At 63.0% G+C, this 16429-nt stretch carries 15 protein-coding genes; 8 read left to right on the forward strand and 7 right to left on the reverse strand.

Annotated elements, in window-relative coordinates; translation table 11 throughout:
- Positions 1-117 precede the first annotated feature (117 nt).
- From RC54_RS17970 to RC54_RS17980, 3 genes are all read right to left on the reverse strand, one after another.
- Positions 118-336, reverse strand: a complete 219-nt coding sequence (locus RC54_RS17970; RefSeq protein ID WP_061790094.1) for a hypothetical protein — start codon at positions 334-336, stop codon at positions 118-120.
- A gap of 119 nt (positions 337-455) precedes the next feature.
- Positions 456-1874 carry a sensor histidine kinase gene (locus tag RC54_RS17975; protein WP_061790095.1) on the reverse strand — a complete coding sequence of 473 codons (1419 nt, stop codon included), beginning with the start codon at positions 1872-1874 and terminating at the stop codon, positions 456-458.
- 16 nt (positions 1875-1890) lie between these two features.
- Complete coding sequence (locus tag RC54_RS17980; RefSeq protein ID WP_017453922.1) at positions 1891-2553, reverse strand: response regulator transcription factor; 663 nt, start codon at positions 2551-2553, stop codon at positions 1891-1893.
- A 362-nt stretch (positions 2554-2915) separates the two neighbouring features.
- On the opposite strand from RC54_RS17980, the gene RC54_RS17985 reads away from it, so the two are divergent.
- Both RC54_RS17985 and RC54_RS17990 read left to right on the forward strand, forming a co-directional pair.
- Positions 2916-5138: a TonB-dependent receptor gene (locus RC54_RS17985; RefSeq protein ID WP_174526123.1), complete on the forward strand. Its 2223-nt coding sequence runs from the start codon at positions 2916-2918 to the stop codon at positions 5136-5138.
- A 28-nt stretch (positions 5139-5166) separates the two neighbouring features.
- Positions 5167-5853: a Fe2+-dependent dioxygenase gene (locus tag RC54_RS17990; protein ID WP_061790096.1), complete on the forward strand. Its 687-nt coding sequence runs from the start codon at positions 5167-5169 to the stop codon at positions 5851-5853.
- A gap of 53 nt (positions 5854-5906) precedes the next feature.
- On the opposite strand, the gene RC54_RS17995 is transcribed toward RC54_RS17990, so the two are convergent.
- The 4 genes from RC54_RS17995 to RC54_RS18010 form a co-directional block, all read right to left on the reverse strand.
- Entirely contained in the window at positions 5907-6761 is an 855-nt protein-coding gene (locus RC54_RS17995; RefSeq protein WP_058896353.1) for an ABC transporter permease, read from the reverse strand.
- Between the two features lie 67 nt (positions 6762-6828).
- Entirely contained in the window at positions 6829-7656 is an 828-nt protein-coding gene (locus tag RC54_RS18000; RefSeq protein ID WP_061790097.1) for an ABC transporter ATP-binding protein, read from the reverse strand.
- 127 nt (positions 7657-7783) lie between these two features.
- The gene (locus RC54_RS18005) at positions 7784-8797 is read right to left on the reverse strand and encodes an ABC transporter substrate-binding protein (RefSeq protein WP_061790098.1); all 1014 of its coding nucleotides are present in this window, start codon (positions 8795-8797) and stop codon (positions 7784-7786) included.
- 66 nt (positions 8798-8863) lie between these two features.
- Positions 8864-9916 (reverse strand): ABC transporter substrate-binding protein, encoded by a 1053-nt coding sequence (locus RC54_RS18010; protein WP_061790099.1) that lies wholly within the window; start codon positions 9914-9916, stop codon positions 8864-8866.
- Between the two features lie 169 nt (positions 9917-10085).
- On the opposite strand from RC54_RS18010, the gene RC54_RS18015 reads away from it, so the two are divergent.
- From RC54_RS18015 to RC54_RS18040, 6 genes are all read left to right on the forward strand, one after another.
- Entirely contained in the window at positions 10086-10757 is a 672-nt protein-coding gene (locus RC54_RS18015; RefSeq protein WP_061790100.1) for a response regulator, read from the forward strand.
- The gene (locus RC54_RS18020) at positions 10750-12138 is read left to right on the forward strand and encodes a sensor histidine kinase (RefSeq protein WP_061790101.1); all 1389 of its coding nucleotides are present in this window, start codon (positions 10750-10752) and stop codon (positions 12136-12138) included. Before RC54_RS18015 ends, RC54_RS18020 begins: the two co-directional genes overlap by 8 nt.
- A gap of 195 nt (positions 12139-12333) precedes the next feature.
- Positions 12334-13605, forward strand: coding sequence for an ABC transporter substrate-binding protein (locus RC54_RS18025; RefSeq protein ID WP_061790102.1), 1272 nt, complete (start codon positions 12334-12336; stop codon positions 13603-13605).
- Between the two features lie 72 nt (positions 13606-13677).
- A complete protein-coding gene (locus RC54_RS18030; RefSeq protein ID WP_061790103.1) occupies positions 13678-14556 on the forward strand; it encodes a carbohydrate ABC transporter permease in 879 nt (292 codons plus the stop codon).
- Positions 14544-15356, forward strand: coding sequence for a carbohydrate ABC transporter permease (locus RC54_RS18035; protein ID WP_017453933.1), 813 nt, complete (start codon positions 14544-14546; stop codon positions 15354-15356). The genes RC54_RS18030 and RC54_RS18035 overlap by 13 nt, the downstream gene beginning before the upstream one ends.
- 34 nt (positions 15357-15390) lie before the next feature.
- A complete protein-coding gene (locus RC54_RS18040; protein WP_061790104.1) occupies positions 15391-16428 on the forward strand; it encodes an NAD(P)-dependent alcohol dehydrogenase in 1038 nt (345 codons plus the stop codon).
- The last annotated feature ends 1 nt before the right edge of the window (position 16429 follow it).

Below are 16429 nucleotides of genomic sequence, written 5' to 3' on the forward strand. Positions count from 1 at the left end.
TGTTGAGATCAGACTTGATGCAAGCGGCCCAGCGGCACGCAAGAGCTGGACAGTAGCACGCCCGGCTCAAGCCTGCCAGTCCAGCCTGTGTTCCCGCTCTCGCCCGCTCTTGCCCGCCTAGAACTCGTGCTCCTTGAGTGCGCGCTTGGCGCGCTCGCGGGCACTGGCCAGCGCCTCTTCTTCGGTCGGGAAGATGCCCACCGGGATATAGGTCTCGGCAATCTCGGGCTCGCGCGCCAGCCGCACGAAGACCTGCGCCTCAAAGCCTTGATCGGTTTTTTCCACCGCGTCATAGCGGGCGATGTGGGTGCCACTTTGCAGAACCTTGTCTGTCATGCTGCCTCCTATATCGGTCACGATGAAGCCATTTGACACAAGGTCATGCACGAGGTTCGACAGAAAAAGCGCGCTTGTCAGAGCACTGAACTCAGTAGTCAGACATCAGAGCTCAGAGTTCAGTCCGCCAGCGGAAAGCGCACCGTGAAGATGGTGCCCTGCCCCTGCTCCTTGCAATCGACGCTGATGACACCGCCATGGTCATGGGCGATCTCGCGCACGATGGCCAGGCCCAGGCCGCTGCCGGCGATCTTGTCGTTGGCGCGGTAATAGCGGTCGAAGATCAACTCGCGGTGTTCCGGCGCAATGCCGGGGCCGGAGTCTTCCACCGACAGCACCGTGGCGCCATCCTGTTCCAGGCAGCGCACCGTGACCGTACCCTGCTGCGGCGAATAGCGCACGGCATTGTCGATCAGGTTATCGATCAGGTCGCTCAAGAGGAAGCGGTCACCGCGCAGGCGCGCCGGCTGCAGGTCGAAACCCAGGTCGATCTGCTTCTTGTCGGCCTCTTCGATGAAGTGCTGCACTGACTCTTCCACCAGCTTGTCCAGCGACAGTTCTTCGAGCTTGCGGCTTTCGAACAGGCCCGGCTCGGAGCGCGCCAGGGCCAGCAATTGGCGGCTCTGGCGGATCATGCGTTCCACCGAGGAATTCATCATCGCCAACGAACGGGCCGTGTCGGGCTGGTCATGGTGCTTGTCGTGCAGCAGCTCCAGTTGCAGCTTCAAACCGGTGAGCGGAGTACGCAACTGGTGCGCCACGTCGGCCATGAAATTCTGCTGGGCCTGTTCACCCTTGTTGATGCGCGCCATCAGTTCGTTCATGGCCACGATCAGCGGTTGCAACTCCACCGGCGCACCGATGCCATCGATGGCCCCCAGCTTGCCGTGGTCGCGCTGTTCCAGGTTGCGCTGCAGGCTCTTCAAGGGCCGCAGGCCGCGCCGCACGGCGATCATCACCACCGACAGCGAACCGAAGGTCAGCGCCCCGTCCAGCAGCAGGAAGGACAGCAGGATGGTGTAGTGGGCGCGGTCGCGCTTGCGGATGGTTTCGGCCACCGCCACCGAAATGACGCCGTTCTTGACCCGCACCTGGATGGCCGAGATACGCACCGGCTCGCCGCGCATCTCGCCGTCATAGTTGAAGGGACGGTCGTAGGTCTCGCTCTCGGGCAACTGCGGGAATCCCTTGTCGCCCACCAGGATCTCGCCCTGGGTATTGCGCACGGCGAAGAACGTGGTGTCGGAATGGTTGCTGCGCAGGATCTGCTCGGCCTGCTGGGTCAGTTCGGCGCTGGTGCGTTCCTGCCGGTGCCGCACCTGGGCATACAGGCCCCAGGTGGAATCCATCAGGTTCTGATCGAAGGCGTGCTGGGCCGGCAGCCAGGCCAACCAATAGGTCAGGCCGGCGCCCACCAGGTTCAACAGCAGCAGCGGCGCGATGAGCCATTTGAGCAGGTCGCGCCGGATGCTGGCGCGGGCTGACGAGATGCTGGCCGCCGCCGCAGCCGTTGGTGCTACCTGATCGCTTACCGACATGCCGCGCGGCCCACGCTCAGTTTTCGCTCTTTTCGAGCATGTAGCCGAAGCCGCGGATGGTGCGGATCACTACGCCCGAATCGGCAATCTTCAAGCGGATGCGCGAGACATAGACTTCCACCGCATTGATGGTGAAGTCTTCGCCCCAGGGCAGCACGGCATCGATGATCTGCTGCTTGGAGACCACGCGCGAGGCGTGTTGCATCAGGTATTCCAGCACCGTCCACTCGCGCAGCGACAGCTCGATCTTGCGGCCATCGATCTCGGCGCGTTTGGTGGCGTTGTCCAGCGACAGGCCCCCCACCGACAGTTGCGCCGGCTGCGGCGCGCTGCGGCGGATCAAGGCCTTGATGCGCGCCACCAGCTCAGGCGTGGCGAAGGGCTTGACCAGGTAATCGTCGGCGCCCAGCTCCAGACCGTGCACGCGGTCGGGGATGGTGTCACGGGCCGTCAGCAGCAGCACCGGGGTATTGTTGCCGGCCGCACGCATCCGCCGCAGGACCTCGAAACCATCGATACCGGGCAAGCCGATATCGAGCACCAGCACGGCCGCGTTGAAACGCTGCGACAGCGCATCGTTGCCGTTGTTGACGGTATGCACGGTGAAACCATGCGAATTGAGCACGCGCGACAGGCCGTCGGTGAGCACCGGGTCGTCTTCGACCAGCAAAACATTCATAGGGGACTTCGGTAGAAAAAACAGCGCAAAACATCTGCGTGACCGCAGCATCGTATTGCAGCCCGGACGATGCTGCAAATCGGGCATTACCCCAAGCCGGGAAGGAGGTGCGCAGAGTGTTACTTTTTTGTCACACTCAGTTCTACGTCAGCCTGTCGACAGCTTTTTGTCAGACTCAAGCCTTAATCTTGGCAACTGTGCGAATGCGAATCCTTATCATTCGCGCATCTACTAAAAAACTGGTTGTCAGCCAGCCAAACGGCCTTCTTGTCGAAGGACGGAGTAGCCAGCCATTGGGGCCGATCCTGCGCAAGCGGGATCGGCCTCGCGTTTCCTACTCCATCCACATCGCCAAGAAAAACATGAATCGTCTCACGCCGATCGCCGCCGCACTGGTGGCCAGCTTTGCCGCCCCCCTGCCCTTGTATGCGCAGCAGGTTTCCTCCCCCAGCAGCGCTGCTGCCGCCAGCCCGCAATTGGCCCCGGTCACGGTGGAAGGCCGCCGTGATGACTTCGCCAGTACCGGCACGGCCATCACCAAGCTACCGGCCGACCTGCATGACGTACCGCAATCGGTGACGGTGGTCAACAAGGCGCAGATGCAGTCGCAGGGCGTGAGCTCCCTGGCCGATGCGCTGCGCAACGTTTCCGGCATCACCCTGGGCGGCGCCGAAGGCGGCCAGATCGGCAACAACATCAACCTCAACGGTTTCTCGGCGCGCACCGACATCTACCTGGATGGCTTCCGCGACCGTGGCCAGTACTACCGCGACACCTTCGCCATCGACGAAGTCGAAGTATTGATGGGCCCGTCCTCGATGCTGTTTGGTCGTGGCTCCACCGGCGGCATCATCAACCAGGTCAGCAAGAAGGCCAACCTGAAGGCCGCCACCGAAGTCTCGGGCTCGGTCACCACCAATGGCCTGGTGCGTACCACCGCTGACGTCAACCATCCACTGTCGGATACCTCGGCCGTGCGCGTCGAAGCCATGGCCCAGAACGGCCCGGCCAGCACCCGCAACCAGAGCGACGTGCAAGACTTCGGCCTGGCGGGGTCCTACGTCTGGGGTATCGGCACCCCCACCGAAATTACCCTCTCGGCCCTGCTGCAGCACAACCAGGACCAGCCCGACTATGGCGTGCCGCCACTCAACGGCCATCCCGCCAATGTCGGCCGCGATACCGCCTATGGCTTGAACAGTGACCGCACGATCCAGGATGTGGCCTCATTGAACGCCGGCATCAAGCACAAGATCGCCCCGGACGTCACCCTGCGCAGCCAGACCCAATTCAACTACGTCCACACCGACGCCGTAGAAACCGCGCCCAACACCATCGGCACGATCACCTCTAACGGTTTCACCCCGCTGTCCAATGCCAGCAGCAGCCTGCCCTTGTCCAGTCTCTTCGTGCGCGCCCAGAGCCATGATCGCAGCATCCACGACTACTCCATCTTCAACCAGACCGAACTGGCGGCCAAGTTCACCACCGGCAGCATCAAGCACGACGCCCTGGTCGGGGTGGAAGTGGGCCATGATGGCTACGACAACCAGAGCTACTACCGCAACGGCAGTTGCAATGGCCGCTCGCTGAACACGGCCGGCTCCACCAGCGGCTATCTGGATTGCGTGAACCTGGCCAATCCGGTCTACAGTGCCGCCGGCGCCAGCACCGCCGACACCGTCGGCAACCATGCCGGTGGCAGCGCCAATACCATTGCCGCCTACGTGGGCGACACCATCGAACTGGTACCGCAATTCAAGCTGGTCGGCGGCCTGCGCTATGACCGCTACATCGCCAGCATCAGCAACTCCATCAATTCCACCAACAACAGTTCTTCCACCGCCCTGGCCGCAGCCAACCAGACCGTCAATTTCCTGAGCGTGCGCTCGGGCGCGATCTGGGAACCCAGCGCGGCGCAGTCCTACTACCTGTCGTATGGCACCTCCTTCAATCCCTCGCTGGAACAGTTGACCGGCACCGCGGGCCAGCAGAACCTGGACCCGGAAAAGAACCGGTCCTATGAACTGGGCGGCAAGTGGGACGTGGCTGAAGGCGTGGCATTGACGGCCGCCGCCTTCCAGATCACCAAGGAAAACGCCCGCAGCCAGGTCGGCACCGGCGTCTACGCGCTGGCCGGTACGGTGCGCGTCAACGGTGCGCGCGCCGGCGCGACGGGTCGCATCACCCGCCACTGGCAGGTGGCCGCCAACTACACCTACCTGGATGCCAAGGTGGTGGGCGGCGCCGTGGCCGACACCTCGGTGGGCAAGGTACCCATCAATACCCCCAAGCACACCTTCACGCTCTGGAGCACCTACGACCTGGCGCCGCACTGGCAGGTCGGCGGCGGCGCCAACTACATGTCGCAGCGCTATGCCAACGCCACCAACACCGTGCAGGTGGGCGGCTACACCCGTTACGACGCCATGCTGGCCTACACCACCAAGGCCTACGACATCCGCCTGAACCTGTACAACCTGACCAACAAGATGTATTACGATGCCCTGATCCAGTCCGATGGCGGTCGTTCGGTTCCCGGTTCGGGCCGCACCGCGATGCTGTCGCTGACCTATCGTATGTAAGCAAAACCTGCAAGAAGGAAACGCGCCCATGCTCATCACCATCCCTCAACTACTCGACCCGCAAGCCTTGCAAGCGGTACGCAAGCTGCTCAATGAGGCCGGCGAGGCCTGGGTGGATGGGCGCGTGACGGCCGGCTATCAGGGGGCGCCGGTCAAGTTCAACCAGCAGATCGATGAACGCTCGGAACTGGCCCAGCGCTGCCAGCACATCATCGTCAGCGCGCTGGAGCGGCATCCGCGCTTCATTAGCGCGGCCCTGCCCAATCTCATCTATCCGCCCATGTTCAACCGCTATGGCCAGGGCATGAACTTTGGCGCGCATGTGGATGGCAGCGTGCGCATCCATCCGCACAACGGCCGCAAGCTGCGCACCGATGTCTCGGCCACGCTGTTTCTGGCCGATCCGGCCGACTACGACGGTGGCGAACTGCAGATCGAAGACACCTATGGAATGCACAGCGTCAAGCTGGCTGCCGGCGACATGGTGCTCTACCCCGCCACCAGCCTGCATACCGTGACCCCGGTCACGCGCGGGGTGCGCATGGGATGTTTCTTCTGGGTGCAAAGCCTGGTGCGCGACGACGCCCAGCGCCAGTTGCTGTTCGAGATGGATAACGCCATCCAGCGCCTGAACCAGACCGAGGCCGACGCCCTGGCCCGGCGCACGCTGGTGGGGTGCTATCACAACCTGCTGCGGCAATGGAGCGATACCTGATCGCCCCTCCCTGCAAATGATTTATATCGTTTAGTTAAATTAACGCGAGCCCATCAGAAGGCCTGCGGACGCCACTTCAACAGACGTCGCTCCAGCGCGTGCAACAACCAGTCCGCCGCCAGCGCCACCACGGCCAGCACGATCATGGCGGCAAACACGCCGCTGGCATTGAAGGCGCCCTGGGCGGTCGAGATCAGCAGGCCGATGCCCTGCTTGGACCCCAGGAATTCGCCTACCACCGCGCCCACCAGTGCAAAGCCGAAACTCACGTGCAGGCTGGCCAGGATCCATGACAGCGCCGAGGGGATCACCACGGCCATGGTCACCTGGCGGCGCGAGGCGCCCAGGATCTGGGCATTGGCGATCATGTAGCGGTCAGCCTCGCGCACGCCCTGGAAGGCATTGGCGAACACCACGAAGAACACCATCACCACCGCCAGCGCCACCTTGGAGGCCATGCCCAGGCCAAAGGCGATGACGAAGATGGAGCCCAGCACCACCCGCGGAATCGAATTGGCAATTTGGATATAGAGACTGAAGACATCCGAGAGCAACTTGTTGCGCCCCAGGACGATGCCGGCGATGACGCCGGCCACCGAGCCGATCAGAAATCCCAATACCGTTTCTTCCAGCGTCACCAGCACCTGGGTCCACAGCGGCCCCTGTGAAGTCCCTTCGACCATCCAGTCATAGATCTGCGCCACGATCAGGCTGGGTTGCGAAAAGAAGAAGGGATCGATCCAGCCGATGCGCGCACAGACTTCCCAGCCGCCCAGCACGATCACCAGGATGGCGATGCGCAGGCCGATGACCAGGTGGCGCCGTGCGCGGATCTTGCGCTGGGCCTCGGCTTCGACGGCGGCGATATCCATCGTCGCGGCGTTGTGGCTGGCTTGAGCTTGTGTCATGAGAGTCCCCTGTATTTTTTCAAAATGATGTTCGACGTTGGTCAGTGCGCTTCCATGTGGACAGGCATCACGCGATATGCACTTCTTCGCGCAGATCGGCCCAGATGCGGCGCGAGAGATCGATGAAGCGCTGTTCGTAGCGCACCTCTTCCATCACCCGCGGGCGCGGCAGGTCGATCGGGTAGACGCTCTTCAAGGTGGCCGGGCGGGCGGTCAAGACATAGACCTTGTCAGCCAGGGCGATAGCTTCTTCCAGGTCATGGGTGACGAACACCACCGAGCCGGAATGGGCCGACCACAGGCGCAGCAGTTCATCCTGCATCAGGGTGCGGGTCTGCATGTCCAACGCCGAGAAGGGTTCATCCATCAACAGGATCTCGGGGCTATTGATGAAGGTCTGGGCCAGCGCCACGCGCTTGCGCATCCCGCCCGAGAGCTGGTGCGGATAATGGTCGCCGAACTTGTCCAAGCCCACGCGGCGGATCCATTCATCGGCCAGCGCGTGTGCCTGCGCCTTGGGCTGGCCACGGAACAGGGGCCCGGCAGCGACGTTGTCGCGCACGCTGCGCCAGGGGAAGACGGCATCGTTCTGGAACACGAAACCGATGCGCGGATCGATGCCATCGACCACCTGGCCCATCACCCGCACCTCGCCCAGGGTCGGCTTCAACAAGCCAGTGATGAGCGAGAGCGTGGTCGATTTTCCGCAACCGGTGGGGCCGACCACGGCCACGAATTCGCCGCGCGCCACGCTCATGGAAAAGTCGCGCAGCGCCACCGTGGCACGGCCATCGGCAGTGATGAAGCGGCAGCTCACGTTGCGCAGTTCGATGGCCGGAGTGGCCTGGGCAGCCTGACTGGCGGGAGTGAAGGCGTGCTGGTTGATCGCGTTCATCGGAAGACTCTTTCCTGGCTTGAGGTTGAGTGCACCCCTGACGCGCCGCGGCGCATCATGGCGTAAATGATTTAGTTAATTAAAAGGACGACTGACCAGTCGGCCAGCCCGTCATTGACTTCATGAATTACTTCACGGCATTGACGAATTCATCCGTGTAAGTCTTGGACAGGTCCACATGCTTGCCCTTGACGTTGGGATTGAAGCCCGAGAGCACCGCCAGCACCGTTTCCGGCCCGCCCTTGGGCATCTTGCCGTCCTGCGAATACATGGGCAGCGAATTGTGCAGCGCCTGTATATACAGCGGCTTGTTGTTGCCGTAGTAGTCCTTGGGCATCTTGTCGGCGATCTCTTCGGCCGTATGCGTATGGATGAAGCGCAGCGTCTTCACAAAAGCGCGCGCCAGCTTCTGGGCATCTTCCTTGTGGCTGTTGAGCCAGCTGCGCTGCACATAGACGCTGGAGGCCGGATAGAGCCCGCCCAGCGCCTGCACGGTGCCTTCCACGGTACGCATGTCCACCAGCACCTTGGCATCACCCGTCTTCAACAGCTGCGAGGCGGTGGGTTCGGTGGTCATGCCGGCATCGATGCGGCCCTGCTTCATGGCGGCGATGAAGGTATTGTCCGCGCCCACCGGCAGCACCGAGAACTGCTTGGAACTGATACCCTGGCGCGCGGCCAGGTATTGCGTGAGGAAGTTGGTGGAAGAACCCAGGCCGGTCACACCCAAGGTCTTGCCCTTGGCATCGGCCATGCTCTGGAAGTGCGGCGCCGACTTGCTGGAAACCAGCTCGACCTCGCCCGGCACCTGGCCCAGGATGGTGATGGCGGTGATTTCCTTGCCCTTGGTCTGCAGGTCGATGGCGTGGTCATAGAAACCGACCACCGCCTGCACGGCGCCGGCCAGCAATTCGTTTTCGGCATCGACCCCGGCCGGCTGCGATTGCAGCTCCACGTCCAGCCCCTCTTCCTTGAAGTAACCCAGTTGCTCGGCCAGCTTGGCCGGCAGGTAGACCATCTTGTTGATGCCGCCCACCATGATGGTGATCTTGGCCGCGGCCGAGGCCTGGATCGGCAGTGCCGCCAGCACGGTGCCGGCAACGGCCAGCCACAGCAAGCCATGACGGATGTTTTTGTTCACGTTAACTCCTGGAAATCGATGCGAAAGCCCGTGGATTCTACGGTGCCTTCATATAAACCGCAGAATTCACTTTACCGCGTCCACAAACTCGTTGGTAAAGGTCTTGGACAAGTCGATGTTCTTGCCCTTGATGTTGGGATTGAAGCCGGCCATCACCTTCAAGACCTGCTCGGGGCCGCCGGCGGGCATCTTGCCATCGGGCGAATACATCGGCAGCGACGCCTTGAGCGCTTGCACATAGATGGCCTTGTTGCCACCGTAGTAATCCTTGGGCATCTTGTCGGCGATGTCTTCGGCCGAGTGGGTCTGGATGTACCTGAGGGTCTTGACGAAGGCGCGCGCCAGCTTTTGCGACTCGGCCTTGTGGCTATTCATCCAGGCCCGATGCACGTACAGGCTGGAAGCCGGATAGAGCCCGCCCAGCGCGGCCTTGGTCCCGTCCACGCTGCTCATGTCGACCAGCACCTTGGCCGCGCCCGAGGCCAGCAGGATGGAGGTGGTCGGCTCGGTGGTCCAGGCCACGTCCACGCGCTTTTGCTTCATGGCGGCGATCAGGGTATTGCCGGCGCCCACCGGCAGGATCGAATAATCGCCGGCCTTCAGGCCAGCACGACTGGCCAGGTATTGGGCGATGAAGCTGGAGGAAGACCCCAGCCCGGTCACGCCCAGCGTCTTGCCCTTCAGATCGGCCATGCTGCGCACGCTATCGGCCAGGTCGGCGCGCACCATTTCCATGCCGCCCGGCACCAGCAGCAACTGGGTGATGGAAGTGACTTCCTTGCCCTTGCTCTGCAGGTCGATGGAGTGATCGTAGTAGCCCACCACCGCCTGCACGGCGCCGGCCAGCAGTTCATTCTCGGCATCGACCCCGGCCGGCTGCGATTGCAGCTCCACGTCCAGGCCTTCTTCCTTGAAGTAGCCCAGGCTTTCGGCCAGCTTGGGCGGCAGGTAGATGAGCTTGTTGATGCCGCCGACCATGATGATGATCTTGTCGGCCGCCCGGGCTTGCGGGGCGCTCAGGCCCAGCGCACAGACGGTGATGGCGGTGGCGCCCAGGGCCATGAGCACACGGCGCAACGGGCGGTTGGGGGCGGGCAAGACGCAAAAATCGTCACGCATTATGATTGTCTCCTGAATTTTTTGGGCGAGATGGTCTGAAGCCATCTTCACTTCTTGTAGACTTGCGGGCTTATTCTAAGAAGCCGAAACCTTCATCCAGCTTTCCAAAAACCGGCTTTTTGCTTTGCAACGCAACAAAAAAGATCCTCAAGAAACACGAGACCAGCGCATGAAATTGCTCCTCATCGAAGACAATCCCCAGCTCGCCCACTGGCTGGAGCAGATCCTCAAGGAACACAAGTTCACGGTCGATATCGCCGCCGATGGCGAGATCGCCGACCAGGTGCTGCGCGATGAGAATTACGACGTCGTGCTGCTGGACCTGATGCTGCCCAAGCTGCACGGCAAGAATGTGCTGCGCCGCCTGCGCGAGCGCCACAATGGCGTGCCGGTGATGATCCTGACGGCCAGCGGCTCCATCGATGAAAAGGTGGAATGCCTGGGCGCCGGCGCCGACGACTACCTGGTCAAGCCCTTCGAGATCCGCGAACTGGTGGCCCGCATCAAGGTCTTGGTGCGTCGTCAGAGCACTGACAAGGCCGCCGAGATCCATTGCGGCGACCTGGTCTACGACAGCAATACGCGCCAGTTCGCGGTGGCTGGCGTGACCCTGGCACTGCCGGCGCGCGAGCATGACGTGCTGGAAGTGCTGATGTTGAAGCAGGGCAAGACGGTGTCCAAGATGGCCCTGATGAAGGGCGTCTTCAGCCTGTCCGAAGAACCCAGCGCCGACGCCATCGAAATCTATATCTCGCGTCTGCGCAAGAAGCTGGAACACTCCAGCGCCGCCATCATGACCCTGCGCGGGCTGGGCTATCTGTTGAAGCAGAAAGATGATTGACAGCCTGCGTCTGCGGCTGTTGTGGTGGCTGCTGATCCCGATGGCGGCCTACGTGGGCCTGTCCACCAGCGACGCCTACGACAATGCCGTGGCCAGCGCCACCCTGGTGCAGGACCGGGCGCTGCTGGCGTCGGCGCGCATGATGGCCGGCCAGGTCGGCTGGAACGATGGTGCGCCGGTGGTCTCGATCCCGCCGGCGGCGCTGGAACTGTTCGCCTCGCCGGCCCAGGATGCGGTCTACTACCAGGTGCGCATGGACGACGACACGCTCTTGGCCGGCCGCCCGGACTTCCCCGCCGAGCCCGACTTTGCGGCGCTCTACCCGGTCTATACCACCACCACCTTCAACGGCAAGCCGCTGCGCGTGGTCAGCTATATCCGCGCCCTGTTCGATGAAGGCACGCTACGCATGGTGGCGGTCTCGGTGGGCCAGACCATGCAAGGCCGCCAGGAGATGATCGACGACCAGTGGCACGCCTCGCTGCGGCGCCAGATGGTCTTGCTGCTGCTGGCCATGAGCCTGGTGGTGCTGGGCATGACGATGGAACTGCGCCCGATCCTGGCCTTGAAGGATGAACTGACCACCCGCGAGCCGGATTCGCTCACGCCGCTGCGCGCCGGCGGCTTGCAGCAGGAGCTGCGGCCCATCGTGGAGGCCATCAACCAGTACATCCAACGGCTCAATGCCCAGGTGACGGTGCAAAAGCGCTTTGTGGCCGATGCCGCGCACCAATTGCGCACGCCCCTGGCGGTGATCGATTCGCAGATCCAGTTCGCGCGCCAACTGGACGATCCGGCGCGCGTGGCGCAGGTACTGGCGGCCTTGCAGGAAGGCAGCCGCAGCATGACCGACCTGACCAACAAGCTGCTGCTGCTCTCGCAGGCCGAGGCCTCCAACAGCAGCGCCTTCCCGCGCGCGCCGGTGGATTTGGTGGCGGTGGCGGCGCTTGTGCTGGAAGAGCTGGCCGGACTGGCCTTGAAGAAAGGCATCGACCTGGGCCTGGAAACCACGCTGGAGAGCGCCCTGGTCAACGGCAACGAAGCCCAGTTGGGTGGCCTGTTGATGAACCTGATCGACAATGCCCTGCGCTATACGCCGCAAGGCGGCAAGGTCACCGTGGGGCTGGAGAACAAGCGCAGCCAGGTCATCATCACCGTCACCGACAATGGGCCCGGCATCCCCGCCGAGGTGCGCGAGCGCGTGTTCGAGCGCTTCTACCGCAATGCCGCGCCGGACCAACCGGGCTCCGGCCTGGGCCTGGCCATCGTGCGCGAGATCGTGCAGGCCTCACAGGGATCGATCCGACTGGATGCGCCGGCCCAGGGCAGCGGGCTGGTGGCTACGGTCTGCCTGCCGGCATTGCCGCCGCAGGTTGGTTGAAGGTCAGCAATACAAAATCTCGCAGCGCACACAAATTCCGCTCAAAAAGTATCAGCCCGCTGCCCGCTTTTGGCGTGGAGCGGCGCGCCCTGCGCTCGTACTCTTGCTCCTGCCGCTAGCTCGGCAAACGGTTACCGCGCCATTCCCCCCGCGCAGGCAGCCGCCCTGAACGATAAAAATACCAGGAGACAAACCGTGAACAAGATCCGCTTGGGCGCCGCGTGCGCCGTCCTTGGCGCTGCCCTGCCCTTGGTGGCATCGGCGCAGTCCTGCAATGTCCCCGTCCTGAAGGTGCTGGCGCAGAAGAGTCTGGGCCTGACGGTGATGGAAAAATCGCTGCCTGACTACCAGAAGCGCACCGGCACCCGCATCGAGATCAGCTACTTCGGCGAGAACGACCGCCGCGCCAAGTCGCGCCTGGATGCCGCCACCAAGGCCGGTTCCTACCAGGTGTATTACGTCGATGAAGCCAACGTGGCCGAGTTCGCCTCGGCCGGCTGGATCGTGCCGCTGCTGAAGTATTACCCCAAGGATGCCGATTACGAAGACTTCCTGCCGGGCCGCCGCGCCGTGGCCAGCTACAAGGAGGTGGCCTACTTCGCGCCGTTGATCGGTGGTTCCGACTTCCTCTTCTATCGTCGCGACCTGCTGGAAAAAGCCGGCCTGCCGGTGCCGCGCACGCTGGATGAACTGGTGGCCGACATCAAGAAACTGCATTCGCCACCCAGCGTGTATGGCTGGGTGGCGCGCGGCCAGCGCGGCTCGGGCATGAACGTGTGGCGCTGGGCGCCCTTCATGCTGGCCGCCGGTGGCAGCTGGACCGACAAGAACAACCAGCCGAGCTTCAATTCGCCGGCGGCCGTCAAGGCCACGCAACTGTATGCCGAGCTGTTCAAGTACGCCCCGCCTGGTGCGGCGACCTATGACTGGAGCAATGCGCTGGAAGCCTTCCGCTCCGGCAAGGTGGCCTTCATGATCGAGTCCACGCCCTTTGCCGACTGGATGGAAGACGCCAGCAAGTCCAGCGTGGCCGACAAGGTCGGCTATGCGCGCCCACCGGCACCGCTGCCCTCGGCCGCCTATGGCCATGGTCTGGCGATCTCGGCGGTGGGAGCCAAGGATGAATGCACGCGCCAGGCCGCTGGCAAGTTCATCGCCTTTGCCACCGGCAAGGAACAGGAGCAGGCGCGCCTGCGCGAAAAGGTCTTCAGCGACTACAACCGCAGCAGCACCATCCAGAGCGACTACTTCCAGAAGAACGTCAAGCCGCAAATTCTGGCTGGCCTGAAGGACACCACGCCAGTCTCCAAGCTGACCATCTGGCCCAGCCCGCAATGGCCGGACATCGGTGACAACCTGGGCGTGGCGTTGGAAGAAATCTTCACGGGCACCCAAAAGGATATTCCGGGCGCCCTCAACGACGCCAACCAGTATGCCCGCGAGGCCATGGAACACGTGCGCAAGTAAGTAACTTCATTTATGCCTCTTTGATGCTGTTACCGCCGTGGTCCTGGGCCACGGCGGCCTCTGGAGTCCTGCATGTTCAACCGTGGAAAGACCTCGCTGCCCTACCTGTTCCTGGGCCCGCCGCTGCTGGTGATGCTGGTGCTGGGCCTGGTGCCGACGGTGGCGGCCATCAACCTGGCGCTGAAGAACCGGGTGCTGCGCTATCCCGAGAGCGACTACGTCTGGCTGCGTAATATCGAGCGACTGCTGTCGGATCGACGCTTTCTCAACGCCATCGAAGTCTCGGCGATCTGGGAAGTGGTGACCGTGCTCGGCGCGCTGGTGGTGGGCGTGCTCGTTGCCATCTATCTGTTCGAGCAGGTGCATGGCAAATGGCGTCATGCCATGTGCGTGTTGCTGATCACGCCGGTGCTGCTGCCACGGGTGTCGGCGGCCTTCATCTGGAAGTTCATGTATTCGCCGCTGACCGGCATCCTGGGCTGGCTGCTGGGACTGCTCGGCATCCATGACACGGCCTTCCTGTCAGACCCGGTGCTGGCGCTGTATGCGGTGGCGGCGGTCGATATCTGGCAGTGGGGCCTGTTCTTCGCGGTGATCGTCCTGAAACTGCTGGAGACGCTGCCGCCCGAACCACTGGAAGCGGCGCGGCTGGACTATGCGCGCACCTGGCAGGTGTATGCCTACATCGCCCTGCCGATGTTGAAGGCGCCCATCATCAGCCTGGTCTTCATCAAGATGGTGGAGTCGCTGCGCTCCTTCGACCTGATCTATGTGATGACCAAGGGTGGTCCCGGTGTCGCCACCGAGACGCTGGACATGTATGCCTATGCGCAAGGCATCGGGCTGTCGGGCAAGGTCTCGTATGCCTCCACCATGGCGGTGCTGATGATGGTGGCCACCACGCTGATCTTTACCCTGATCTGGAAACGGGTGAGCCAATGGGAAGACTGATCGCACGCGGCGCCGTCTGGGGCGTGGGCCTGTTGCTGGTGCTGGTGGCGGTGTTCCCGCTACTGTGGGCACTGCTCAATTCGCTCAAGACGCTGCTCGATATCGTCACGCCGACCCCGCGTTTTATCTTCACGCCGACACTGGAAAACTATCGCCAGGTCATCGGCAGCCCGGAAGTCTTGGTGGGGCTGACCAACAGCGCCGTCATCGTCGGCAGCGCCGTGCTGCTGGGCACGCTCATGGGCGTGCCGGCGGCCTACGTGATCGCCCGCTATCATGTACCGGGCAAGCGCGACATCCAGTTCTTCCTGCTCTCGCTGCGCTTCTTGCCACCGGTGGCAGTGGCCATTCCCTTGATTGCGATCTGGGTTGATCTGGGTCTGTATGACACCCGTTTCTCGATGATCGTGACCTACCTGCTGACGACGCTATCCACCATCACCTGGCTCTCGATCCCGGTGTTCCAGCGGATGCCGCGCGAGATTGAGGAAGCGGCCACGCTGGATGGTTACGGCCCTTACGCGGTGTTCTGCAAGATCGCCCTGCCCAACTGCGCCGGCACCCTGCTGGGCGGGATCATCTTCAGCTTCGTGCTGGTGTGGAATGAACTGATGATCGCGCTGGCGCTGACCTCCTCCAACAGCGCCACCCTGCCGGTGGTGGCCTCGGCCTTTACCTCGCTGGGGCAGGAAGTGCCGTGGGGCGTCATCAATGCCTCGACCGTGCTGCTGGCCTTGCCGCCCCTGATCTTCGTGGGCGTGTTGAGCCGGCTGTTGAATACCATGCTGAACCCTAAATAAGCCAACCAGATCAACTAGACCAACAGGAGACCCGATGCAAGCCCTCGTACTGGAAGCCACGCGCCAACTATCGCTGCGCGAGATCGACCTGCCGCAACAAGTGGGGCCACAGGATGTGCGCATCCGCATCCACACGGTGGGCATCTGCGGCAGCGACCTGCACTATTACACCCACGGCAGCATTGGCCCCTTCAAGGTGGAAGCGCCCATGGTGCTGGGCCACGAAGCCTCGGGCACGGTCATCGAGGTCGGGAGTGCAGTGAACCATCTCAAGGTCGGCGACCGCGTCTGCATGGAACCCGGCATCCCGCGCCTGGATTCACCGGCCACGCTGCGCGGCATGTACAACCTCGACCCTTCCGTGCGCTTCTGGGCCACGCCACCGATCCACGGTTGCCTCACCGACAGCGTGGTGCATCCGGCCGCCTTCACCTATCGCCTGCCGGACAACGTCAGCTTCGCCGAAGGCGCCATCGTCGAACCGCTGTCCATCGGCCTGCAAGCCGCCACCAAGGCGCGCATGAAGCCGGGCGACACGGCCGTGGTGATCGGTGCCGGCACCATCGGCGCCATGACCGCACTGGCGGCGCTGGCCGGGGGTGCGGCGCGCGTGATCCTGGCCGATGTGGTGGCGCAGAAGCTGGCGCACTTTGCCGGCAATCCGGCGGTGACCACCGTCGATGTCAGCCAGCACTCGCTGGTGGAGGTGGTGCAGCAGCGTACCGAAGGCTGGGGCGCCGATGTGGTGTTCGAGGCCTCCGGTCATGCCGGCGTCTACCACCACCTGCTGGAGATGATCTGCCCTGGCGGCTGCGCGGTGCTGGTCGGGATGCCGGCCGCACCGGTGGCCCTGGACGTGGTGGCCATGCAGACCCGTGAAGTGCGACTGGAATCGGTGTTTCGCTACGCCAACATCTTCCCGCGAGCACTGGCCCTGATCAGCTCGGGCATGATCGATGTGAAGCCCTTCATCTCGCGCAGCTTCCCCTTCTCGCAAAGCATCCGCGCCTTCGAAGAAGCCGCCAGCGGCCAGCCGCAGGATGTGAAGATCCAGATCGAAATGGCAGGCTGAA

The sequence above is a fragment of the Herbaspirillum rubrisubalbicans genome (genome assembly GCF_003719195.1).
Lineage (GTDB): Bacteria > Pseudomonadota > Gammaproteobacteria > Burkholderiales > Burkholderiaceae_D > Herbaspirillum > Herbaspirillum rubrisubalbicans.

Bases quoted from the DNA above. Each gene is read 5' to 3' on its own strand.
- RC54_RS17970 (WP_061790094.1), bottom strand. From the start codon at position 336: ATGACAGACAAGGTTCTGCAAAGTGGCACCCACATCGCCCGCTATGAC.
- RC54_RS17975 (WP_061790095.1), bottom strand. From the start codon at position 1,874: ATGTCGGTAAGCGATCAGGTAGCACCAACGGCTGCGGCGGCGGCCAGC.
- RC54_RS17980 (WP_017453922.1), bottom strand. From the start codon at position 2,553: ATGAATGTTTTGCTGGTCGAAGACGACCCGGTGCTCACCGACGGCCTG.
- RC54_RS17985 (WP_174526123.1), top strand. From the start codon at position 2,916: ATGAATCGTCTCACGCCGATCGCCGCCGCACTGGTGGCCAGCTTTGCC.
- RC54_RS17990 (WP_061790096.1), top strand. From the start codon at position 5,167: ATGCTCATCACCATCCCTCAACTACTCGACCCGCAAGCCTTGCAAGCG.
- RC54_RS17995 (WP_058896353.1), bottom strand. From the start codon at position 6,761: ATGACACAAGCTCAAGCCAGCCACAACGCCGCGACGATGGATATCGCC.
- RC54_RS18000 (WP_061790097.1), bottom strand. From the start codon at position 7,656: ATGAACGCGATCAACCAGCACGCCTTCACTCCCGCCAGTCAGGCTGCC.
- RC54_RS18010 (WP_061790099.1), bottom strand. From the start codon at position 9,916: ATGCGTGACGATTTTTGCGTCTTGCCCGCCCCCAACCGCCCGTTGCGC.
- RC54_RS18015 (WP_061790100.1), top strand. From the start codon at position 10,086: ATGAAATTGCTCCTCATCGAAGACAATCCCCAGCTCGCCCACTGGCTG.
- RC54_RS18020 (WP_061790101.1), top strand. From the start codon at position 10,750: ATGATTGACAGCCTGCGTCTGCGGCTGTTGTGGTGGCTGCTGATCCCG.
- RC54_RS18030 (WP_061790103.1), top strand. From the start codon at position 13,678: ATGTTCAACCGTGGAAAGACCTCGCTGCCCTACCTGTTCCTGGGCCCG.
- RC54_RS18035 (WP_017453933.1), top strand. From the start codon at position 14,544: ATGGGAAGACTGATCGCACGCGGCGCCGTCTGGGGCGTGGGCCTGTTG.
- RC54_RS18040 (WP_061790104.1), top strand. From the start codon at position 15,391: ATGCAAGCCCTCGTACTGGAAGCCACGCGCCAACTATCGCTGCGCGAG.